Origin of the sequence: Vibrio sp. E14, from assembly GCF_020515785.1 — a bacterium.
GTDB classification, from domain to species: Bacteria; Pseudomonadota; Gammaproteobacteria; order Enterobacterales; family Vibrionaceae; genus Vibrio; species Vibrio diabolicus.
Genome location: NZ_JAHPJI010000001.1, coordinates 1,026,230 through 1,049,141, shown reverse-complemented (window position 1 = coordinate 1,049,141; position 22,912 = coordinate 1,026,230). Strand labels below are relative to the sequence as shown.

The window sequence follows — 22,912 nt, the reverse complement described above, 5'->3', positions numbered from 1 at the left end:
TATAACAGGGCGTATTTAAAATGAAGTTTTTGATACATTAATCACTAATTATCATCAAACGTCAGATAATTAAATTACTACGATATATGTCAATTAATAATGCTATAGGAGATTAGCATGCAGTCTAATACGTATCTTAAATACGCAGATATTAAGGGTGAGGCAACTGCCGAGCAATATAAAGATTTGATTACACTACTATCTGTAGATTGGAGTGTAGGTCGTGAGATCTCATCATACACTGGTACAGCGATGGACCGTGAAGCGAGCGCTACTCGTCTATATGATTTGACTATCACTAAACTTCAAGACCGTTCTTCTCCTGACTTATTTAAAGAAGCGACAATTGGTAAAGGTAAACCTGCGGTTTTCCATATTACTAAGCAGGGTGAGAAAGTTGAAGAAATCATGAAGATCGAACTGACTGATGCGATGATTTCTAACTACTCAGTTTCTATCCAGGATGATCGTCCAGTTGAAACCATCACTATTTCTTACACTGAAATGATGATGACAGTGACTCCTACTGACGATAAAAACAACACTTCTGCGCCATTGGTATACGGCTACAGCGGTGTTAAAGGTCAACAAATGTAATTTTTATGCGGGGGAATATTCCCCCGCATTTTTTGAAAGAAGTATTTAATGAAAAGAGCAACTCAAGATAACAATTTCATCCGAATTTCCTCTCCATTCGGAAAAGATGCCATCATACTAAACTCATTTGAGTATAGAGAAGAGATCTCAGAACTTTTTTCATTGCGTGCTAAAGCTTACTTTAATGATCAACGAAGTGAGTTAAACGAAATAATTGGTAAAGAAGTAACAATTACCCTTGAAAATAGTGAGGATGTTTCTTCAAAACCTCGTTATATACATGGTTATGTATCTGCTGCAAGATTGGAAGGGCAACGAGTTTCTAATGCTCATAATGGTGAGAATTATAAAAATATAGAGTTATTAATAGAGCCTAAATTACGTTTCGCCGATTATAGAAAAAATTGCAGAATATTTCAGCATAAAGATATAAAAGAAATTATCTCCGAAGTACTCTCGGAGCATAGTGTCGCCTTTAGTTTTGAGTTAACTAAGTCGTACCCTAAATACACATACAAAGTGCAATATGAAGAGTCAGACCTTGAATTTGTCCGACGCTTATTGTCAGAAGAAGGGCTATCGTTCTGTTTCACACACACTAAGTCTGTCCACACGCTTAAGATTTTTGACGACATCAGTTTCTATAAGCCGGGTACAGAGTTTTTAGTCGATTTTGATACAGGTACGGCTAAGTCTAGCCATATTTCTTCTTGGCATGAAACCCAAGTTTTGACGACTAAAGCAAGCCAAAAGTCTGGCTATAACATGCTTAAGCCTTCGTCTAATCCTAAAAATACTGCCAAGGGTGAAAGTGATTTTTTTACCGTGCCTGAAAGCGAGTATTTTGAATACATGGGTGAAACGGAAAGTGATGACCAATACGCACTTAGAAACACGCACGCTATAGAAGCACTACAGCAAAACGCATATCTGTGCCGTGGCGAGGCAACGTGTCGAACGTTCAGTGTGGGAAAGTGCTTTAAGTTTAAAAAGCATGAAGATAAGTCTCGAGTCGGCAAAGAATACGTACTGTCCTCCGTTTTTTTATCTGCGGCTGTTTATAATCAGACTGGTCAAGGTGGCACTGCTGCGCAAGGTGTTAAAGTATCATTTAGTTGTGTTGACTCAAAAACAATCCTTCGCCCTTCAGTGAACTATCCGAAACCTCAGATGAAAGGTTTGCAAACCGCAGTGGTAACGGGAAACAAAGATGGCGAAATTTACATAGACAAACACGGTCGTATTAAAGTTCAGTTTCACTGGGATCGTGTTGGTAAATACGATGTAAACAGCTCATGTTGGATTCGTGTTGCGCAAAATATCGCGGGTAACGGATGGGGCTCGGTGTTTCATCCTAGAGTAGGACAAGAGGTCATCGTCGAGTTTGTCAATGGCGATCCTGACCAGCCAATTGTTACGGGGTCACTGTACAATGGTAGTCAACTCCCTCCCTACACGTTACCAGAGCAAAGCTCTCAAAGTGGTTATAAATCGCGTTCTGTACAAAAAGGCACATCTAATTTTAATGAGTTGCGCTTTGATGACAAACCCGGTGAAGAACACATCTATCTTCATGCCGAAAAACTTTTCCAAATGCTAGTTGAAGACTGTGTTGATATTGCCGTTGAAAACAGTAAAACCGAAAAAGTGACGAATGATGTCAATCAAGAGATTGGCAAGAATGCGACCTTGAAAGTAGGTAAAAACTTTTCTAATGAAACGGGTGAAGTGCTGTCTTTTAATGCAGGAAAGAGTATCGAGATCAAAGTCGGTGGCGCTTCGATTCAGATGTCTAGTTCCGGAGAAATCAACATCAAAGGCAATAAAATATCTATTAACGGCTCTGCTATCGCTCTTAAAGCTGGGCAAATTTCATTGAACTAAGGTGATTTAAAGTGGGTAAACCAGCCGCAATATTGGGCAGCTTTCATCTTTGTCCTAAAAAAACAGGAAAAATTCCTCATGTAGGTGGCCCCGTCGTAGTTGGCTCGCCAAACGTGACAATTGGCGGCATTCCAGCGGCTAGGCAGGGAGATAAGCTTATCTGTATAGGTCCTCCGGATAGCATCTCAGCAGGCTCTTCTAGCGTTACAATCAACGGTAAGCCAGCGGCAAGGGTCGGGGATTCAACGTCTCATGGTGGTAAAATTCTGTCTGGCATGCCTACGGTTTTAATCGGAGGCTAGATGCCACTCGCATTTCAAACTCATCTTCTTGCCATTAATGGTAGGCCATACACTGTTCGTGATATAGCTAACGAATGTTTTAGATTGCCCGCAGAAACACCAAGATCCTATCCTGATCAATCACTGTATGAGCAGATATTAAATCTTGTGCGCTCTAAGCGCGAGATATTGGAGCAAAGTGATATCAAAGGGAATATCTGTGTTCTTTTACCGTCTTCGGTAGATAAAAGCTTGCTTAAGGCATTGATAAACGAGTTTTCTCTTATCCTTGGTAACTCTGCCAATAGAGAAATTTATTTTTATCCTTATGGTCAAGCGGCGTTCTTGATGGCGCTAAATCGGATAAACCGTGAAGTTAACGAAACACAAGCAACTTGGATACTGGCTATAGAAATTGCTCGCGATGCAGAAGAGCATGCCAAATCTCAAAACTCGATCATTTTGACGAAGTGCTTTTTTCAACAGTCCGGCCTTGTTACTGATGATGTTCGAATTGATTTAGATACCAAACAACAAAGCATTGCTGTCGATAAAGTGTTCAAACAACTTGGAGTAGGGTGTGATCACTCACTTAGTGAGTTGCATTTATCCATTGATGGAGATGAGCCTCGATGGTTAAATGCTATGCAACTCTTGTCTCCCTGGGTGACCGATCAAACTCAGTATCAATTTATTGATGTTAAACTAGGAGGGCTGGGCGCATGCGGAGGTGTTTTAAAAGTGTTAATGATTGAGGAGCATCAAAGAAGCAGCCTCAACTCAGACTTCCACGTTTTGCAAGCCGATATCGAGCCAGATGGTTATACGGTGGGAGTTCTATACAATTGGCATAACGAGTAGTTCTTGAGCTAGTTTGTCCCTTCTAAACGTTGGCTTTTAATGGTTTAAATGTGACGGTTTGTTTACTCTAGACCATCACTTAATGTTGCTTAAAAGGTGTTTATACAACGTTCTTCTCGCTTTCCGGTGAAATAGTGAACCATAGAACATAAACTACATGAAAAGCTGTTCGACTCAAGATATCCTAACCCAAATTAAATAAATTGAGCTTTGGTTTGTGCCAGATTCAGCCAGTCACGTAATACTCTGATGTTTACACGGCTGAAATTCGGATTCTTGCAGGAGCAAACCTTGCTTAAAGATTTGGCGGAAAGTGAATTCGAATGAAGTTTATCCACACCTCAGATTGGCATCTTGGTCGACAATTCCACAATGTATCACTACTCGAAGATCAACAAGCAGTACTCGAACAACTGATTAACTATATTGAACACAACCCCGTCGATGCCGTTGTAGTGGCGGGAGATATTTATGACCGTTCGGTGCCACCAACGGTTGCAATAGAACTGCTAAATCGAGTCGTGAAGCGTATTTGTACTGAACTGAAAACACCGATGATATTGATATCTGGCAACCATGATGGTGCAGAACGATTAGGTTTTGGCTCAGAGCAAATGAAAAATGCAGGCCTTCATATTGTTAGTAACTTTGAAGATATGCTAACTCCCATCATCATAAAAACGGACTCTGCGGGTGAGGTAGCGTTTTATGGCATGCCTTATAACGACCCTGAACAGGTCAGATTTGCCTACAAAACCTCGGTATCAACTCATGATGAGGCACATCAACTGCTTGTAGAGCAAATAAGAGAGCATTTCATTTCAGAGCAAAGGCGTGTTCTCGTTAGCCACTGTTTTGTTGATGGTGCTATTGAGTCTGACTCTGAACGACCACTATCTATTGGTGGCTCTGATCGCGTAAGTCATGAGCATTTCTTAGATTTCGACTACGTCGCACTTGGTCATTTACATCAGCCTCAAAAGAAAGGCGCAGAGCATATCCGTTATTCTGGTTCACTTATGAAGTATAGTTTTGGTGAACAGAACCAGAAGAAAGGCTTCACGTTAGTCGAACTAGACAAGAAAGGATTTGTCTCTGCTAAACATATTGAGCTAATTGCCCCTCATGAAATGCGCATTGTTGAGGGAGAGCTAGATAAAGTCATAGAGCAGGGCAAGACTGACCCTAAAAATGAAGATTATTTGTTAGTTCGTTTGATGGATAAACATGCGATTTTAAATCCAATGGAAAAGCTTCGTTCGGTGTATCCAAACGTTTTACATCTTGAGAAACCGGGTATGTTAATTGGGGTAGAGCAGGAAATGGCGCAAGCAAAGTTGGCCCGAAGCGAAATTGATATGTTCCGAGACTTTTTTATTGAGGCACAAGATAGTCAATTATCCCAAGAGCAAGAACAAGCCGTTACTGACATTATTAAGCAATTATCACAGCAATAGGGACCAAAGATGAAACCAATTAAACTTACCATGCAAGCCTTTGGTCCGTTTGCAAAAACCGAAGTCATTGACTTTGAAAAGCTTGGCCGTAACCCTCTGTTTTTGATTAATGGTCCTACAGGCTCAGGTAAAACGTCGATCTTAGATGCCATTTGCTTTGCCCTTTACGGTGAAACTACCGGTAATGAGCGGCAAGGCATCCAGATGCGATGTGACTTATCGGCGCAAGACTTACCAACCGAAGTCGTTCTAGAATTTTCGTTACATGGCAAACAATACCGAGTTGTGCGATCTCCAGAGCAGGAAGCGCCCAAAGCGCGTGGTGAAGGGATGACGGTAAAAAAGCACACTGCGGCTCTTTATGAACTCGGCGAGACCGAAAAGCTCATCACTAGCAAGACGACTCAAGTTAAAACAGAAGTGAGCAATATTATTGGTTTGAATGAAACGCAATTTCGCCAAGTAATGGTATTGCCTCAAGGAAAATTCCGGGAGCTGTTGCTTGCTAGTTCTAAAGAGCGCGAAGAAATTTTTGGTCAGCTCTTTCAAACGGACATATATAAAAAAATTGAGTACGCGCTCAAAGATAAAGCGAGCGCAATCAGTAAAGCGAAAGATGAATTTGATAATCAAATTCGAGGCGCTTTACAAGTTGCAGGAGTGAGTTCAGAGCAGGAATTATTACACCAGCTTGAACAAGCAACTGAGCAGCTAGAGGTCGATAGAAAGAAAGAACAAGCTTCGTTAGATAAGCTAAATGTTGCTAAATCTGAATTGCAAAAAGCGGAAACTATTAATGGAGAGTTTTCGAAACGAGAGCAAGCAGAAAACGCACTCAAGCTGCATCTAGAACACTCAGACTCGATAAAAGTTCGTCAACAGCAATTAGAAAATGCTAAAAATGCCAATAAGATAGAATTACCCTACGTCTCATTACAAAATGCAAAAACTCAAACTCAAGAGCTCAGACAAAAAATAGTTGCCTTGAAAGAGAGTCTTGATACAGCCAATGCTGTTACGAAAGAAAAAGAAAACTTGCAGCAAAGTGCAAAAGAAGCCGCGGCAAAAGTCCCACAGTTAACGCAACTGCAGTATCAACTTGAAAGCATGAAAGACAAGTTGGTTGAAAAAGCTAACTTGGAAAGAAAAATAACGGCTGGTCATCAACAAAAACAACAATTTGAAGCAACGTTAAAACAGTACATAGAGCTGAAAGACAAGTTAGCGTTTCAGGCGCAACAGGGCCAGAAAGATCTAGAGCAAGCCCGAGTAGATGTTGCGCTTGTTGGAAGCATCGATGCGGAAATAAAACAAAAACAACGACTACTACAGGATCTACAAAAGCTGCATGGTCTTACTTTGGAGCTCTCTAAACTCACGGCGTTAACCGTAAGCAAGCAGCAGTCATTACAGGAAGCTAGTCAGCGCTATATGCAGTGTCAACACGCCGCTGATACCATAGAGCTCAAGTGGCACAATGCTCAAGCGGCAGTATTAGCGCAGCGACTAAAGGCAGGTGAAGCATGTCCGGTATGTGGCAGCCAAGCGCATCCTAACCCTGCAACGTTTGTTGAAGAAGTCGTTACAAAAGAGCAAGTTCAGGCTGCCAGAGTGAAAGAAAGAGAAGCTCAAACCTCACTGAGCCAGCTAAGTAATCAGCTAGAACAACATAACGTTGTCATTAGTCAGTATCAGAATCAATGTAACCAGTTGAAAGAAGAGCTTGGTGAGCATGCAGCATCTGAGATCTCGACGGTTCAAACTGAGTTGCAGGCGCTTAATGATCAACTTCTACGTCTACAATCTATTGATATTGAAAAGCTAGAAAAGAACGTTGAACAGCTTAATCAACGCTGCTTAGTGGGTGAAAATAAAATTCATGAGTTGCAGAATCAAATGGCGGCAAATGAATCAACCGTTCAAGCAAACCAAGAACAATTGACTCAATTACAAGCTTCCATTGATCCGAAATACAGTTCCGTTGATGCGCTTGAGCGTGACATTTCGCTCACAAAAGAGCAAATTCTGACCTTGAATACAGGTTTAGAAAAGGCGCAAAACGCTTTGCAGCAAGCGGTATTAGCGCAATCGAATGCTGAAAGTCAGTTAGTGACGAACAAGCAGTGGCTATCTGAGTCAGAACAAAAGCTTAGCCAAGCAGAATTAGCGTGGAACGAGGCATTACAGGCGAGTAAATTTGAGGATGAAAGCAGTTATCTAAATAGCAGAGTGACAGATGATGAGCTTCAAGCGTGGCAGAAAGAAATAGACAACTTCAAACAGACACAAACCAAGCTTGAACAAACACTACATGATTTAAACCATGCATTGAAAGCGCTTGAAAGACCGGACTTGGATTCGCTTAACGACAGCTTAACCACTCTGCAGGCTCAATATGTTGAAGTAAGGAATCAACTCGATACCACACGCTCAACCTTTGAGCGAATTGAAAAGGTTCGTAAAGATATTGCTACGCTGCATGAGAAAAATAGCAAGTTAGAAGAAGAGTACAAAGTGTTTGGTACGTTATACGACGTTGCCAGCGGTAAAACAGGCAGCAGGGTTAGCCTGCATCGCTTTGTTCTTGGTGTACTGTTGGATGATGTGTTGATTCAGGCCTCTCAACGTTTAAGCCTCATGAGTAAAGGGCGCTATATTCTTGCTCGAAAAACAGAGGGCTTCAAAGGCGCTGCGGGTCGCGGCTTAGACTTAATGGTTGAAGATGGCTACACAGGAAAAACACGTGATGTTGCGACACTTTCCGGTGGTGAATCGTTTATGGCAGCGCTCGCTTTGGCGCTTGGCTTGTCGGATGTTGTGCAATCCTATAGTGGTGGTATCCGTTTAGACACTTTATTCATTGATGAGGGGTTCGGTAGTTTAGACCCAGAATCTTTGGATCTCGCGATTCAAACGCTAGTGGATTTACAACAGACTGGACGCATGATCGGTGTTATTTCTCACGTTTCTGAGTTAAAAGAACAAATGGCGCAGAGGATTGATGTTGAACCATCAAAAGTCGGTTCGACAGTATCGGTCAAATCTCAATGTAGCTTCGCTGTCTAATTCAGTTGCTATCACAAAACCCAAAGCCCCTATCTAGGGGCTTTCTTACTTAATCGCTACTGTTCGCAAAAGTGGCCTTCTTTTGGCGACTGGATAATCGCATACTCACCATCTAGGTTGCGATAAACAACTGTATTCCAAATAGAGCCATCATCCAATTCAAACTCAATGGCATAGTTGACGCCGCTAACGATTTGCGCGTGAACGTTCAGTATTTGTTTGAACGACGCTATTGTGTCCATTCTTTTCAAAACAAAAGCCATTGCCTTTTGTGCATCAGGGGTAGCATTAAACTCATTCCACCCACCTGGCATGTTTCCTTGTGTATTACATACATCTGCCGAGGTTGTTAATTGTGTCGCTTGGCTTGGGTTTTCCTGCTGGCAACCTGCAAGCAATACCAAAAGTGCACAAACTAACACTGTTTTTAATTTCATAACAATAACCTCTGTCTATATCGCGACGTATTATAGGAGGGGGATATGACAGCGTATGTCTATATTGTGCAAAGTTTCTATATGCATACGGTTAAATGCTGACAAAATATACAAGTATGCCCAACTTGTAAGTAAAACATAGAACAATATTGTTAGGGAATTGCTGACATAACGAGGTTTTGGTGTTCAGCATACTATTGATAATGAAGAACTGTGATGTGTAGCTACGTACCTTTGGGACAGTGGTGCGACTTAGTGATCGATTTGCTACCTTCTACAGTAAAATCAATCACTAAATCAAATTTAGGTGTTGTATGAAATCGCTAAAAACATTATTACTTTTATCACTTGTTACTTTATTTGGCTGTACCTCTAAACCTGATGGGGTGGAGCCAGTTAACAATTTTGATTTAGAGCCTTATCTAGGCAAGTGGTACGAAATCGCACGGCTCGATCATTCGTTTGAGCGTGGTCTATCCAACGTTACGGCCGAGTATCGGCTTCGCAAGGATGGTGGGGTTAAGGTGACAAACCGCGGATATTCAGAAGAAGAGCAACAGTGGTCCGAAGCTGAAGGTAAAGCTTATTTTGTTGAAGACGAAACGGTTGGGTACTTAAAAGTCTCCTTTTTTGGGCCAATCTATTCTTCTTACATTGTGTTTGAGCTAGGTGAAAACTATGACTATGCGTTTGTCTCCGGTTACAACCACGACTACTTGTGGCTATTGTCTAGAACACCCAACGTTGATGAGAAAATCCTGGAGCGTTTTAAGCAGGTTGCTAAAGAGAAAGGTTTCGCGTTAGATGAGCTAATTCTCGTTGGTCAAGAGAGTGGACGACAGTTTTAAGTTCATCAATGTGACTTCTAAAATCAACAGAAGCGAAGTTTCTGTCTAGCGGTTTTGAGTTTTGCTTGGAATGTTTTTGTTACCTTGTAACCTCATGTAGTCAAAAAATATAGCCCCATCATTTGTGATTACTCGTGATGGGGCTTATATAAATTTGAGTGAGCGTCGAAAGGTAGATCTATCGACAAACGGTTATGGTTTACTTAATCAAACGAACGATCAGAGAGCCAGGCGCCCGAATAGATTCCACATTGTGGCTGAGCACTGTACCACTTGTTGGGGCAGTGTAGCGCTCAACTTCAGTGCCAAAGCTGTCGTATTGAATAGCAACCATTTGGCCTTGCTCGACAAAATCCATCAAACCAACATGAGGTAGTACAAAGCCGCCATGTGTCGCTTTCACACTGACGATCTCGTTTCCTTCCAAGCATGAAGTGATAGGCTCTATCTCACCTTCTACGACGTTATGCTGCTTCAACACATTAAAAATGCCTGATACGGTTCGACTAATGAGTTTTTGCTCTGTGTAGCGCCCCATACCCACTTCAACCGTAATGCTTGGGACACCATGGTTATTCCAAACTGTTTCAAGGACGCCAGCATCTCCGGGATCATTTAAAATCGCATCAGGATTAATGAGACGAGCCATTTCTAATGATTGCTCAATTCGGAAGTCTGCAAACACGTATAGTGGATAGGCCGCACCACTGGTTTGAGTGTGAAGGTCAATGGCTAAATCAGCATTTGGTTTGAGCAGATCATTCCACAATGCATATAAGTAGCGTTGTGCCTCATTGCCGTTTTGGTCACCAGGGAAAAAGCGGTTTAAGTTTGCAGGAGACGCATCCGGGTCTGCGGAATAGAAATCGCGGCTGTGGTTTAGCATACCTGGCATGTTAATGGTTGGAATAATAGTGACAGTACCAGCGACTTCAGTGCCAATGAGTTCTCTAGCGGTCTTCTGCGCTGCTAACACACCATTATATTCATCACCATGAACCCCTGCGGTGATCATGATTTTCTTGCCAGGTTTTTCACCTTTGAATACCAAAACAGGAAGATGTTGCCACTGAGAGATCGCGTTGGTCGCGATGCGGAACCAAAACTTATGCTCACCCGGACCTAGGTCTGCTACATTGAGAGATTGAATCACTTGATGACCTTGAATCATGTCATCGAGAAGTTGTGTTGCCATTAAAGTTACCACTCCAAAACCATAAGCCAATCTAAAACCTTAACGTCGCCATACGAAGAGTATTAATAAGGCGAGAACGTGTCTCGCCTTAGTGCCAATTGATTTCGTTTTACGCAAACCCCATCATATGAGCTGCGATAACGACGACACTCGACAGGGTAAAGAGTAATAGGATAAATCGCCAGCAGAATTTTGCCCAATCACCCCAGTCGATGCGGCAAACACCAAGCGTTGCCATCAAGGATGCTGAAGTAGGGACGATAACGTTGGTAAAGCCATCTCCAAGTTGGAATGACAAAACGGCAACTTGGCGCGTGACACCTGCAATATCCGCCAATGGTGCTAATAAAGGCATCGTCAGTGCCGCTTGTCCAGATCCGGAAGTAACGAAGAAGTTGAAGATAGATTGGAATACATACATTAACCATGCCGCAGCTACGTCAGGAAGCCCACTGATCACGCCGCCAGCACTGTTCAGAATAGAATTCAGTACACTCGCTTCATCAGTCGTACCGCCACCTAGGATAAGTAACACACCTTTCGCACAACCAACCAATAGAGCAGGAGCAAGCATAATAGCCGCCCCCTCCTTAAACGCATCGGCTGCGCAGTTGAGCGTCATACCGTTTAAGCGAAAAATCGTACCGATGATCGCGACAACAAAGCCCATAGTGAAAAATTGAGAAGCGATTTCTGGGATGTACCATGCGTTAGCGACCACGCCCCAAACAACCCATACTGTGGTCGCGATGACCGTAAGAATGACGAGTGTATCGCCGATATTCCAACGAGAATCTTGATTGCCAAGCTCTTGCTGACGGAAGTATTTGTCTGTGCGGTGACTGTAAGAAAGTTCTGGGTTTGACTTCACGCGAGCGGCGTAGATCATGGTGAAGGCGATACCGATTAACGTAAAGCCAGCCCATAACCCCATGCGCACTGTCATGCCGGATAAAACAGGTACTCCCGCAATACCTTGTGCAATAGCAACAGAGAAAGGGTTCATCCAAGATGTTGCGAAACCAATTTGAGTCGCAACATAGGTAACCATTACCGTAGTGATACCATCATAACCAAGGCGAACCATAAGCGGAGCGATAATAATCGCAAATGCTACGGCTTCTTCACCCATACCAAATACCGCACCGCCCAGAGAGAACAGCAAAAATAGCACTGGAATGAATAGCGCTTCGTTTCCTTTGGTCTTATCGATAAGGCGCAAGATACCGTTGTCGATGGTGCCTGTTCGCATTACAACGCCGAAAGCACCACCGATAACCAACATGAACATAATCACGCCGATCGCGCTGCCCCATTTAGAGCCTGAAACTAGCCCTTCGAAAGGGAAGTTCATGAGGCCAATGCCACCACCAGAAGCAAACAGGCCAACCTTGTTGTAAACCAATTCACCGTTTTCGTCGGTTGCATAAGAGAAAGAAGATGGATCGATAACTGTGCGAGTTTTTTCTGCACCATCGACCATATAAGTCACTTGCTGACTGTCAAAATGGCCAGCAGGAATTAAGTAGGTAAGAATCGCAGCGAGAATACCAACAATGAAGATCAAAATGAGGGTATCTGGCATCTGCCATGATTTGGGTGTAGCAACCGAGTCTGCTGGTTGCGCATGTGTGTGAGACATAACTTACTTCACGTTAAATTCAATGAAGCATGAAATATCAATAAACCAGAATAAAAAGTCAATATTAATGGAAATATTGAACTATAAATTCATCAAATATTTGAAGTGAAGTCATTGTGATTGTTTTACAAGCAAAGTTTGGTTAAATGTTTTGGCTCGGTTCGGGGGCTCACAAGCTCTTGTTGTGAGCCGAGATAAACAAATCATTTGTCTTGCGTCTGTTCTGCATAAAATGCAGCGACATCACGAAGATCCTCATCATTTAACATTCTTAACTGTGCGCCCATCATTTCGGCAAGCGGCCCTTTACGTTCGCCTGCTTGGTAAGACTTCATCGCATCGTATAGATACTGAGCATTTTGACCTGCAAGATTTGGGTAGGCATTATTTCCTGCGATGCCTGTGGCACCATGACAATAGACGCAGCTAGGGGATTTGATTTTACCTTTATCAGCATCACCAAAAGGCACGGCATGGCTAGCGGAAGAGAAAATAAGAGAGGTTAGAAGTACAAATCTGAACATGAAGATTGTCTATTCGCTAAAAAGTCATATCGATACAATAAAGCTTCCCCTTAGGGGAAGCTCAATGATCAAAATCAAACTAAAGCAGAGATTTAATGCTTGATAAGAAATTGTCGATATCTTGCGCTGAAATGTCTTTATGAGTCACGAAACGAATGGGGTTTCCAGGTGTTATCGTGATATTTTGTTCCTTTAGTTTCGCAGCGATATTTACTATATCCACTTGAGGATCAAGCTTCGCGAATACGATATTCGTTTGAACAAATTCAGGGTTGACTGAAAAACCAGGCAGTTCTGCTAAACCTTCTGCTAAATTTTTTGCGTTGATATGATCTTGTTTTAGCTGTTCCACTTGTTCGGTAAGTGCGAGTTTGCCTGCTGCGGCAAGAATACCCGCTTGACGCATACCACCGCCGACCATCTTTCTTAAGCGACGTGCTTTTGCGATGTACTCTTTGCTACCAAGCAGTAACGAACCAACAGGGGCAGCCAAACCTTTCGACAGACAAATCGTCATTGAATCAAAATACTGACCGATTTCTTTTACCGGAACATCTAAAGCAACCGCTGCATTGAATACTCTTGCGCCGTCGAGATGGATCTTCAAATTGTTCTTATTCACGAAGTCACGAGCTTCTGCTAAGTAAGACAGAGGCAGCACTTTACCATTAATCGTGTTTTCTAAGCTGAGCAGCTTGGTACGAGCAAAGTGACAATCATCTGGCTTAATCGCCGCTGCCAGTTTATCAAATGGGAGTGTGCCATCTGGGTTATTTTCGACTGGTTGAGGTTGAATTGACCCAAGTACTGCTGCGCCGCCAGCTTCGTACTTGTAGTTATGTGCTTGCTGCCCACACAGATATTCATCTCCGCGTTCACAATGCGCCATTAAGCCGAGCAGATTGGCTTGCGTGCCTGAAGTGGTAAACAAAGCCGCTTCGAATCCTGCAAGCTTTGCGGCAAACTCCTCAAGCTCATTGACCGTAGGGTCATCACCATAAACATCATCCCCAACGGGGGCCTTAAACATGGCCTCTCGCATGGCTTGGGTAGGCTGTGTAACGGTATCTGATCGAAAATCCATGAATGTCTCCTTGGTCAAAGTCCTAAATATATCCGCAAAGGCGCGCTTTGCTTAAACAAGCGATCGTTTTGGCATCGGTAATTGTGCCATCAATAATCTTGTCTTCGAGTTGTTGGAGTGACAAGGTAACAACCTCAATCACTTCATCTTCATCACATTCGTAACGGTTGGTTTGGCTGAGCTTCTCAGCAACAAATAGGTACTGTATCTCATCACAAAATCCGGCAAGGGGAGTGACTTGGCCGAGAGAAGTGAATTTTTCTGCACTATAGCCCGTTTCTTCCTCTAGCTCTCTTTTCGCGCAGCAGAGAGGGTCTTCATTGCCTTCTCTTGTACCAGCAGGGAGCTCCAGAAGCCATTTATTAAGTGAAGGACGAAATTGGTGGACAAGGACAATCTCACCCTCCGCTGTAATAGGGAGAATCACCGCAGCACCCGGATGATGGATTGTGGTGTGCGTAATTGTCTGTCCTGTAGGAAGCATAACGTCTTCTTCAATCAGAGAAATTTGCTTCCATTTATGAATTATCTTGCTCATGCAGTTATAAACCCTAGCTGTTACCGCATTTTTGACGTTTTTCGACATTAACCACAAATGGTGGGAAACAAAAGCAAAAAATACTGCAACACGACGAAAGCGTTTGTACTTTAAGTGAGCAATGTCTCATAAATGGAAACTTTGATTGCTGGCTAAAGAAGGGGGTAAGCATCTGCTATAAGGGGAATTCAACAAAATACATTTGTAACAAAGTTATAACAAGTGTATAAAAATGTTAACGCAATACCAGTTCAGCAGCCGGAGAACGTATGACACAAACCTTATTTGCCTCAAATGCCGAAAAAGCGCTTCTCTCAGAACGCATCAACAAGTTGGCTAAAGCGTTAACGGATGGCGTTTATGAACGCGAACATACCATCAAGCTCTGCCTCCTTGCGGCACTTGCTGGTGAAAGTGTTTTTCTTTTAGGCCCACCTGGCATTGCAAAAAGCTTAATTGCCAAGCGACTTATCCAAGCGTTCGATAATAGCAGTTACTTTGAATACCTGATGACTCGATTCTCAACACCTGAAGAAGTTTTTGGGCCACTGAGTATTCAAGAACTCAAAGATAACGGTCGTTATGTTCGCTTAACTAAAGGGTATTTGCCAACCGCACAAGTCGTATTTTTAGATGAAATCTGGAAGGCGGGCCCCGCCATTCTGAATACATTGCTGACAGTGGTCAATGAGAAAACGTTCAAAAATGGCAGCGATATTGAGCGTGTGCCAATGCGTTTGTTGGTATCGGCGTCCAATGAACTGCCAGATGAAGACAGCGGTTTGGATGCACTCTATGACCGCATGTTGGTGCGCGTGTTTGTGAATCGAATTCAGAATAAACAAAACTTTAAGTCGATGTTGACGGTAGGCACGTCACAAGAGGCACAAGTGCCAGAAGGGCTAGCAATAACAGATGAAGAATATCATCAATGGCAACAGCAGCTCGACAAGCTGACGTTAACCGATAATGCATTCGAGAAGCTTTTCCAGCTTAAAACGATGTTAGAAAGCAAAGTCGAAGCTCAGTTTGGCGATGTCGCTAATACCGACATGTATGTGTCTGACCGCCGCTGGAAGAAAGCCGTGAAATTGCTAAAAGCGAGCGCGTTTTTTAATGGACGCGATGAAATCAACCCACTTGATCTACTGTTGCTGCAAGATTGTTTATGGAACAGCCCTGAATCGCGAGACGTGGTACGCGAAGTGGTCCAAGAGTTCGCCCTAAAACATGCATTTGACCAACAAGACGCCGAACAGGAAATTGAATACTGTCGCGAGTCTTTGGTCGATGTTCAGCATGAGCTTGAAGATGCCTACCGCATGACGTTAACGTCTGAAGCGGCAACGGGTATTCTGCGCAAAGAAACCATGCGTTTTGATACCTCTAAAGCTAAGACCTACAAAGTTGGCGCAGCCGTTAACTTAGTTAAACTGGTTATTTTGCAAAGCAACATGTCGGTTTCAGAGTCAGAGAAAGGCGATAGCCGCTGGGTTTACGTGCCAAAAGATGAACTAGACCGAGTCATCAAAGAGGGACACGGTGATGTGTATGGCTACGTCAATCAAAACACCAACATGTGTCGTTTACGATTTGATGTTGATGCCGCAAATAACCTAGTTATCCGTGATATCGCAAACCGAGGCATTCTGGTGAGCTTAGTGACTCAAGAGGGCTTGGATGTAGAGCTTTACCAAAAGTGGTTAACGCAGAGTGAAAAAGCCGTAAATCAACTCAGTGAAGCAGAGCACCATATGCGCAAGGTAAAAGCGAATTTCCATGATGCGCTTCCGCATAGCTTTGTTGATCCTGAACTACCACGCCTAATGGAGTCGAGTCTGCAGCAGGTCAGTCAGAGACTTGAGTCTATCCAAGCTGAAAGCGAGAAAGTTATTCAACGCTTTAAAAACTTACATCAGTTTTTCTCATAAGGAGACGACATGCTAGGTGCAGACGGACTTAACCTCGCGCTGATGGTAGCCGACTCTGGCATCATCGATAGCGCAGTTAATGATTTAATGGCGCGTTCACAAGTCATGATGATGGCGGAAAACCGAGGCGTTAAATCTTCAGTCAAAGGCCACTTATTAAAGTGGCGAGGCAGTGTTAAAAAACGGATTACCAAGGTATGTGAGACAGAGCGTTTCCAACAAGAGCTGTCTTTATATCAAGAGGTCATTCACTGGGATGAAGAGGCGTTTTTCGAAAACATCGAAGATGTGATTAAAAAGCTTGAGTGGCACTCCGCTTTTTATATGCAGGCTCGCCGAATGATGGAGAAGAACAAGGGGATGAATAATCCCATGTTCCCACATTACTTCTGTGATCAATGGTACCAAAGCCTAGCCGATGCGATTAAGCAAGCGCAAGTAAGCGAGCTTGAGGCCAATAAAGAGAAAGTGCTGAATGACCTGTATCAGCGTATGGAGACCATGCGTAATATGGATAAGGTCACGGAGTCGGGTGATGCTGAAAGTGTAGGGCGCTTATGGGATATGGCATCTGCCAAGTTGAGCAAAACTGACTTAACAGTGATGAAACGCCATGCGGAGTTTCTGAAGAAGCACCAAGGCTTGCAAGAAATAGCCGAGCAACTTGGCCGTATGGCGGGGCAAGTGAATGATCCCGAACTTAACCGCGCGCCTACTGAAGAGCTACAAATGATCGAAGAGAAGAGTGATGAAGCGACAGATGATATTGTCGGCATTCACGAAAGCGATGATTTAAATAAGCTACTTCCCAACGAAACGATGTTTTTGGCGTATCCTGAACTCGAGGTCGTGTTCTATAAACACTTAGTCGATAAACGACTTATGAACTACCGTACACAAGGCAAATCGCGCACGTTACGTAAAGTTAAAGCTCACCGACCTGACAACAAAGCGGTAGATATCGAAAAAGGACCGTTTATTGTGTGTGTGGACGCGTCCGGCTCCATGAGCGGGTTTCCTGAGCAATGCGCCAAAGCCATGGCTTATGCTCTGATGCAAATCGCATTAGCGGAGCAACGTGACTGCTATGTCATTATTTTTTCGACGGAACACATTACGTACGAGCTAACCAAACAAGATGGTCTGCGCGAGGCGGCGGACTTTTTAACTTATAGCTTCCATGGTGGTACAGACTTAGAGCCAACTTTGATCAAATCTATCGACTTGATGAGCGGTGATAAGTACAAAAATGCCGATATGGTGGTCATTTCCGACTTTATCGCGCCAAAACAACAAGACGAGTTGCTTGCCAAAGTGGATGCGCTTAAAGCGAAGAAAAACCGTTTTCACGCGATCAGCCTATCTAAATACGGAAACCCAGCATTGATGTCGATGTTTGATCACACGTGGTCTTATCATCCTAATGTTGTGGGCAGGTTGCTTAAACGGGTCGGTAATTATTAAGTGAAATTGAAATTCTATTGAGTAAAACGTACAGAAAGCTAGATTTATATTGCTTCGTTTTAAGCCGATAAGATCGAACTTTGGTCTAATTGGCTTAAAAGAAATCAAACAAACAGAAAATGAAAGACTTTTGTTTGACTATCTTCTCTCAATCCGTAAAGTAGTCACCAACGCAACGGGGAAGAGCCCTGAAGCGAAGTAAAAAAGGCGCCTTGGCAGAGTGGCTATGCAGCGGATTGCAAATCCGTGGACCTCGGTTCGACTCCGGGAGGCGCCTCCATTATTCTTTTGAGAGTGAATGGCTTTCGAGAATCAATGCGACACTAGCTCAGTTGGTAGAGCGCAACCTTGCCAAGGTTGAGGTCACGAGTTCGAACCTCGTGTGTCGCTCCAAATTATTATTAAGATATGGCAATTGCGGTATCTCGATGCCAAATGCATCAACTTAAAACCAGCGAAAGCTGGTTTTTTTGTATCTGAATATTGATAAATTTACGCCATCCCAATTTCTTGAACTGTGGGTATAACACTTGTTTCTGTCACCAGTTATGCTGTTAAGTGTGACCCGATATTTCGCAGATTGACCAATATCAGTTTAAAATGTCGGTCTCCAAAGGATTTGACGAAGACGCATGAGAAATACCGACGATTACATCATTTTCTATCACCTGATCGAGCAAGGCTCATTTAGCGCTGCAGCAAGACACATGTCATTGACCAAATCGGTTGTCAGTAAACGCATCGCGAAGCTTGAGCAAGAGCTTGGTGTACAGCTTCTTTACCGAACAACGCGAACGTTAACGTTGACGGAGGCAGGGCGAGCGTTCTTTACTCATGCAAAAGCCGTTTATCAAGCGGTGGCAACGGCAGAAGAATCCATTGTGGGGTTAGGTAAGAATTTATCTGGAAACATTAAAGTTTCTGTACCCACTATCTCTGGTGAGTTAATTCTTCCTCAAGTGATCAATGAGTTTAATCAGAAATATCCTGACATCAATATCGATATGGATCTAGATAATCGTTTCGTCGATATCGTGAATGAACGTTTTGATCTGGCAATTAGAACGGGTGTGTTGCCAGATTCTAGTCTGATTGCAAGAAAGCTGGTGGATGCGAATTGGATTGTTTGTGCGTCACCTCAATACCTTGCTAAACATGGCATTCCTAAGCAACCTCAAGCCTTGGATAAGCACAATTGTTTGGTTTATTCCTACCAAGAAACCGGGGCGCGTGAGTGGGCGTTTAAAGACGGAGACGAGGTGTATCAAATTACAGTCGACGGTAACCTCTGTACCAACAACTCTTCGGTATTGAGAAACGTCGCACTGTTGGGGCAGGGAATCATCTATGTGCCACGTGTCTTGGTTTATGAAGACTTAAAGCAAGGCCGCCTGATTCAATTGTTCAAAGACGAAACCGCCAAATGTTTGGGTATTTATGCAGTGTATCCTTACACTCGTCAACAGCCAGAAAAAATTAAGATCTTCATTGATCATCTATACACCAGCTTTCAAAGTCAAAATCATCGATTTTAAGACAATAACTCAACACCAATCGTTATGTTGGTGTTGAGTTATTGTTTCCATCTTCATTTCTAATAATTCTTATAAATTTAGAAGCTTAAGCCTTCTCCTTGTTTTATCACTAATATTGATAACAAGATGCTGCGCACAACTGTTAACAAATGGTTTTGCTATTGTTTCTTTTAAGAAACGGTCTGTTTCTTGCGTTAAATTTTCCGAATGTGAAAGATAAGTGACAGAAAAATAAAAGAATTATTTTGTTTGTTGTCTGTTGGTTAAGTATTGCTCGCCTGCCTGACATAGACGCCGAGAAATGGACTGCTTATAGTGGCTCAAACGCCCATTACCGTCACTAAACGGTGATGTGAGCGAAGTACAATAACTAGAGATACGGATATGAAACAAAAGCAGCTGATTGACGAATTTAAAACTATCGTTGGGGAAGAAAATGTCCTAACCGACGAGGTTAAAACAAAATACTACCGTTCGGGTTTTCGCTCAGGTAGTGGCACTGCGCTTGCTATCGTGTTTCCTAATACTCTTGTAGAACAATGGAAGATCATTAAACAGTGCGTTGAAGCAAACTGCATTATTATTATGCAGGCTGCCAAAACAGGTTTAACAGAAGGCTCAGCTCCAAGTGGTAATGATTATGACCGTGATGTGGTCGTGATCAATATTACCAAAATCAAGAAGATTCACTTATTAGATGGCGGTAAGCAGGCAGTATGCTTGCCTGGTGCAAGTTTGCACTCATTGGAAAAAGAATTGAAGGCGGTGAACCGAGCGCCGCACTCTATCATCGGTTCTTCATCATTAGGTGCCACTGTGGTTGGGGGTATCGCCAATAACTCAGGCGGTGCGTTAGTCAAGCGTGGTCCTGCTTACACGGAGTTGGCGATTTATGCGCAGGTCGATAAGCAAGGCCAGTTACACCTGGTTAATCACCTTGGTATTGAAGGTTTAGGTGAAACGCCAGAAGAAATTCTGACAAACCTGCAAGAAGGAAACTTTGACCCAGCTAAGATCATTCATGACGAGCGAATGGCATCAGACAAAGAATACGATGAACGTGTTCGAGACGTGACTTCTGACATTCCTTCTCGCTTTAATGCCGATGAACGTCGTTTATTTGAAGCCAGTGGCTGCGCTGGTAAATTGGGTGTTTTCGCCGTTCGAGTTGATAGCTACCCAGTACCCGAAAAAGAGCAGGTTTTTTACCTTGGCACCAATGATCCTGCGAAACTGACGAAGCTGCGAAAAGATTTCTTATCTACGTTTGAGAACTTGCCTGAGATGGGAGAATACTTGCATCGAGATATCTTCAACATGGCAGAGAAGTACGGCAAAGACGTCTTTTTATCCATCGACTTGCTAGGCACAGATAAGCTGCCAAAAATGTTTGCACTTAAAGCTAAAGTAGAAAATGTCTTAGAGCGCGTCCCGTTTGTTAGTAAATACCTGCCAGACACCATTTTGTACTACGCGAGTAAGTTGTTCCCACAACATTTACCAGAACGAATGCTGGATTTCCGCGACAAGTATGAGCATCACCTGGTATTAAAAATGAGTGATAGTGGTATTGCTGAGGCGCAAAAATACCTCAATGAAGTTTGGGCTGTTGAAGATGACTGTGATTTCTTCGAGTGTACGCCGGAAGAGGGTAAAAAAGCTTATTTACATCGCTTTGCAGCAGCAGGTGCAGCAATTCGTTACGAGACGATTCACCGAAAAGACGTAGAAGACATCGTTGCACTTGATATCGCTTTGCGACGTAATGATGAAGAGTGGCTAGAAACTTTACCGGAAGAGGTGAGTAAGAACCTTGTTCAAGCGCTCTATTATGGTCACTTTATGTGTTATGTATTCCATCAAGATTACATTTTCAAAAAAGGGACCGACACGAAGTTGATGAAAAAGCTGATGCTAGAACACCTCAATAGCCGTGGTGCTAAATACCCAGCAGAACATAATGTGGGTCACTTGTACGAAGCTGAAAATTCGCTGCAGAAGTTTTACCACGAGCTAGATCCAACCAACACCTTTAACCCTGGTATTGGCAAAATGGACAAATACAAGCGCAATTGTAACTGCTGTGCGTAATTTGCTATCTCACCGTGATTAATATCGTTGATCATCGTTAAAATAATGAGCATAAGATAAGCCCTGATGACACTCGTGACATCAGGGCTTCGTGTTTTGGGGCTTTTTATTGATGACTGGTATTGACGTCGAAACAACGGTTAAATAGCGCGTACCGCGGCGGCTGCGATGATGCCAGCTGCAATTGCGGGCAGAGGCTTTTTCACGATGAACATGACGACAGCAGTAGAAAAAAGTGCTGCTCTAGCACCGTAATCACCCTCAACCGCTAGTGGGGCTAAAAGGGCAACCAATACGGAACCTGACATCGCAGTAATGAAACGTTGAACCCGTTCGCTAATTGGAATGAATGACATGACATATACTCCGCCCCAGCGGGTTATGAGCGTGACTAACGCCATAGCGATGATGATAAGCAGTGTTCCACCTACGCTCGTTTCGATGTTCATGCTTTTTTCTCCTTCCAACAAGCACCTAAGACTCCACCAGTAATGGCGCCAACCACTACGTGGCTATTCTCTGGTAAATACCAATACGCCAACATAGAAGAGGCTGCTGCTGTGGCCCAAATCGCAAAGATTCTTAAGTCTTTCGGCCCTGCCACCACCATAGACAGCAGGAAGCATCCCATAACCATATCGAGCCCGAGGCCCACCGGGTCTTTGATTGCGCTACCAAAATAAATGCCGACCCAGGTGCCAACAATCCAAAACGACCACATTGCTAAGCCGCCACCAACAAGCAAACCAAAACCTGGTTCTTTTCTACCAAATGCATTGAGTGCCATTGCCCAGTTCGCGTCTGATGCCACTAGCATTACACCGTAACGTTTTGTCGGTGGGAGTTGTCGTAACCATGGATAAAGCGTAGCGCCCATCAAGAGGTGACGAGCATTAATAGCAAATACAGTAATAAGTACTGGAATCAGAGGTACTTCTGCTCCCCACATTTCTAGCGTGGCAAATTGTGAAGCACCGGCGAAGACCAGTGTGCTCATCAACATAGTGGGAAATACATCTAGTCCAGTTTGTACGGCGGCAACACCGAATGCGAGGCCAAATATGACCACAAACATGGACAGAGGTAAAAGTTGGGTGAAACCGTTCCACACGTCGACCCGAGTAAATTCGTGCAGCTCTGATGAGGAACGCTGAAGATGTTGAGTATTTTCTGTCATAGAGATACCTAGCCAGCAGGCAAAAAGGGCAGTGCCTTATAAATGCGTTTGTTATTCTTTTGTAAACTTCATGTTTAACATCAATTGAAAGGGCTTTCAAACACTAAGTGCTATATAAAAAACAAGTATACCTGAACGATTTTAAGATGAAGGGTTTAGAGGATTTGTCACTTACTAGGGCTCAAGGAAAGTAACGCAACGCAAATAGCAAGCTCTGTTCAATTGAGAAGAGCACGGATTGTTACAGATTAGTATATGAGTAGGAAAGCGAGCACGAGGCTCGCTTTTTCGTTCTGTTAC

19 protein-coding genes and 2 tRNA genes are annotated in these 22,912 nt (G+C 43.2%); 13 read left to right on the top strand and 8 right to left on the bottom strand.

The window, feature by feature from the left end; all coding sequences use genetic code 11:
* Window positions 1-117: 117 nt before the first annotated feature.
* The 6 genes from LIX84_RS04505 to LIX84_RS04480 all read left to right on the top strand — a co-directional run bounded on the left by LIX84_RS04505 (window position 118) and on the right by LIX84_RS04480 (window position 8,146).
* A complete protein-coding gene (locus LIX84_RS04505) occupies window positions 118-597 on the top strand; it encodes an Hcp family type VI secretion system effector (protein ID WP_005375967.1) in 480 nt (159 codons plus the stop codon).
* A 48-nt stretch (window positions 598-645) separates the two neighbouring features.
* A complete protein-coding gene (gene tssI, locus LIX84_RS04500) occupies window positions 646-2,481 on the top strand; it encodes a type VI secretion system tip protein TssI/VgrG (RefSeq protein ID WP_074189668.1) in 1,836 nt (611 codons plus the stop codon).
* Window positions 2,482-2,492: 11 nt separating this feature from the next.
* The gene (locus tag LIX84_RS04495) at window positions 2,493-2,783 is read left to right on the top strand and encodes a PAAR domain-containing protein (RefSeq protein ID WP_005375969.1); all 291 of its coding nucleotides are present in this window, start codon (window positions 2,493-2,495) and stop codon (window positions 2,781-2,783) included.
* Window positions 2,784-3,623 carry an NAD/NADP transhydrogenase subunit beta gene (locus tag LIX84_RS04490; protein ID WP_167427554.1) on the top strand — a complete coding sequence of 280 codons (840 nt, stop codon included), beginning with the start codon at window positions 2,784-2,786 and terminating at the stop codon, window positions 3,621-3,623. It begins immediately after the preceding gene.
* A gap of 323 nt (window positions 3,624-3,946) precedes the next feature.
* On the top strand, window positions 3,947-5,080 hold the full coding sequence (locus LIX84_RS04485) for an exonuclease SbcCD subunit D (protein ID WP_012842192.1): 1,134 nt from the start codon (window positions 3,947-3,949) through the stop codon (window positions 5,078-5,080).
* A gap of 9 nt (window positions 5,081-5,089) precedes the next feature.
* On the top strand, window positions 5,090-8,146 hold the full coding sequence (locus LIX84_RS04480) for an AAA family ATPase (RefSeq protein ID WP_226420745.1): 3,057 nt from the start codon (window positions 5,090-5,092) through the stop codon (window positions 8,144-8,146).
* 56 nt (window positions 8,147-8,202) lie between these two features.
* Here the strand turns inward: LIX84_RS04480 and LIX84_RS04475 are convergent, their stop codons facing one another.
* Window positions 8,203-8,583 (bottom strand): cystatin family protein, encoded by a 381-nt coding sequence (locus LIX84_RS04475; protein ID WP_226420744.1) that lies wholly within the window; start codon window positions 8,581-8,583, stop codon window positions 8,203-8,205.
* Window positions 8,584-8,897: 314 nt separating this feature from the next.
* Here LIX84_RS04475 and LIX84_RS04470 point away from each other — a divergent pair, with 314 nt between their 5' ends.
* Window positions 8,898-9,431 (top strand): lipocalin family protein, encoded by a 534-nt coding sequence (locus LIX84_RS04470; RefSeq protein ID WP_226420743.1) that lies wholly within the window; start codon window positions 8,898-8,900, stop codon window positions 9,429-9,431.
* A gap of 199 nt (window positions 9,432-9,630) precedes the next feature.
* Here LIX84_RS04470 and LIX84_RS04465 read toward each other — a convergent pair whose 3' ends face one another.
* From LIX84_RS04465 to LIX84_RS04445, 5 genes are all read right to left on the bottom strand, one after another.
* Entirely contained in the window at window positions 9,631-10,626 is a 996-nt protein-coding gene (locus LIX84_RS04465) for a succinylglutamate desuccinylase/aspartoacylase family protein (RefSeq protein ID WP_226420742.1), read from the bottom strand.
* 109 nt (window positions 10,627-10,735) lie between these two features.
* A complete protein-coding gene (gene yfcC, locus LIX84_RS04460) occupies window positions 10,736-12,268 on the bottom strand; it encodes a putative basic amino acid antiporter YfcC (protein ID WP_161445603.1) in 1,533 nt (510 codons plus the stop codon).
* 203 nt (window positions 12,269-12,471) lie between these two features.
* A complete protein-coding gene (locus LIX84_RS04455; RefSeq protein ID WP_226420741.1) occupies window positions 12,472-12,792 on the bottom strand; it encodes a c-type cytochrome in 321 nt (106 codons plus the stop codon).
* A gap of 79 nt (window positions 12,793-12,871) precedes the next feature.
* Entirely contained in the window at window positions 12,872-13,876 is a 1,005-nt protein-coding gene (ltaE, locus tag LIX84_RS04450; RefSeq protein WP_226420740.1) for a low-specificity L-threonine aldolase, read from the bottom strand.
* Between the two features lie 22 nt (window positions 13,877-13,898).
* On the bottom strand, window positions 13,899-14,414 hold the full coding sequence (locus LIX84_RS04445; RefSeq protein ID WP_226420739.1) for an NUDIX hydrolase: 516 nt from the start codon (window positions 14,412-14,414) through the stop codon (window positions 13,899-13,901).
* 269 nt (window positions 14,415-14,683) lie between these two features.
* Here LIX84_RS04445 and LIX84_RS04440 point away from each other — a divergent pair, with 269 nt between their 5' ends.
* The 6 genes from LIX84_RS04440 to dld all read left to right on the top strand — a co-directional run bounded on the left by LIX84_RS04440 (window position 14,684) and on the right by dld (window position 21,435).
* Window positions 14,684-16,345 (top strand): ATPase RavA domain-containing protein, encoded by a 1,662-nt coding sequence (locus LIX84_RS04440; protein ID WP_005396405.1) that lies wholly within the window; start codon window positions 14,684-14,686, stop codon window positions 16,343-16,345.
* Between the two features lie 9 nt (window positions 16,346-16,354).
* A complete protein-coding gene (gene viaA / locus LIX84_RS04435) occupies window positions 16,355-17,809 on the top strand; it encodes an ATPase RavA stimulator ViaA (RefSeq protein ID WP_012842207.1) in 1,455 nt (484 codons plus the stop codon).
* Window positions 17,810-18,015: 206 nt separating this feature from the next.
* Window positions 18,016-18,089 (top strand) — tRNA-Cys (locus LIX84_RS04430).
* Window positions 18,090-18,126: 37 nt separating this feature from the next.
* Window positions 18,127-18,202 (top strand) — tRNA-Gly (locus LIX84_RS04425).
* Window positions 18,203-18,441: 239 nt separating this feature from the next.
* Entirely contained in the window at window positions 18,442-19,344 is a 903-nt protein-coding gene (locus LIX84_RS04420) for a LysR family transcriptional regulator (protein WP_104970754.1), read from the top strand.
* Between the two features lie 384 nt (window positions 19,345-19,728).
* Entirely contained in the window at window positions 19,729-21,435 is a 1,707-nt protein-coding gene (dld, locus tag LIX84_RS04415) for a D-lactate dehydrogenase (RefSeq protein WP_046875379.1), read from the top strand.
* Window positions 21,436-21,575: 140 nt separating this feature from the next.
* Here the strand turns inward: dld and LIX84_RS04410 are convergent, their stop codons facing one another.
* Together LIX84_RS04410 and LIX84_RS04405 are read right to left on the bottom strand one after the other, a co-directional pair.
* The gene (locus LIX84_RS04410) at window positions 21,576-21,884 is read right to left on the bottom strand and encodes an AzlD family protein (protein ID WP_005396412.1); all 309 of its coding nucleotides are present in this window, start codon (window positions 21,882-21,884) and stop codon (window positions 21,576-21,578) included.
* Window positions 21,881-22,612, bottom strand: a complete 732-nt coding sequence (locus LIX84_RS04405; protein ID WP_134645708.1) for an AzlC family ABC transporter permease — start codon at window positions 22,610-22,612, stop codon at window positions 21,881-21,883. Before LIX84_RS04405 ends, LIX84_RS04410 begins: the two co-directional genes overlap by 4 nt.
* Between the last annotated feature and the right edge of the window lie 300 nt (window positions 22,613-22,912).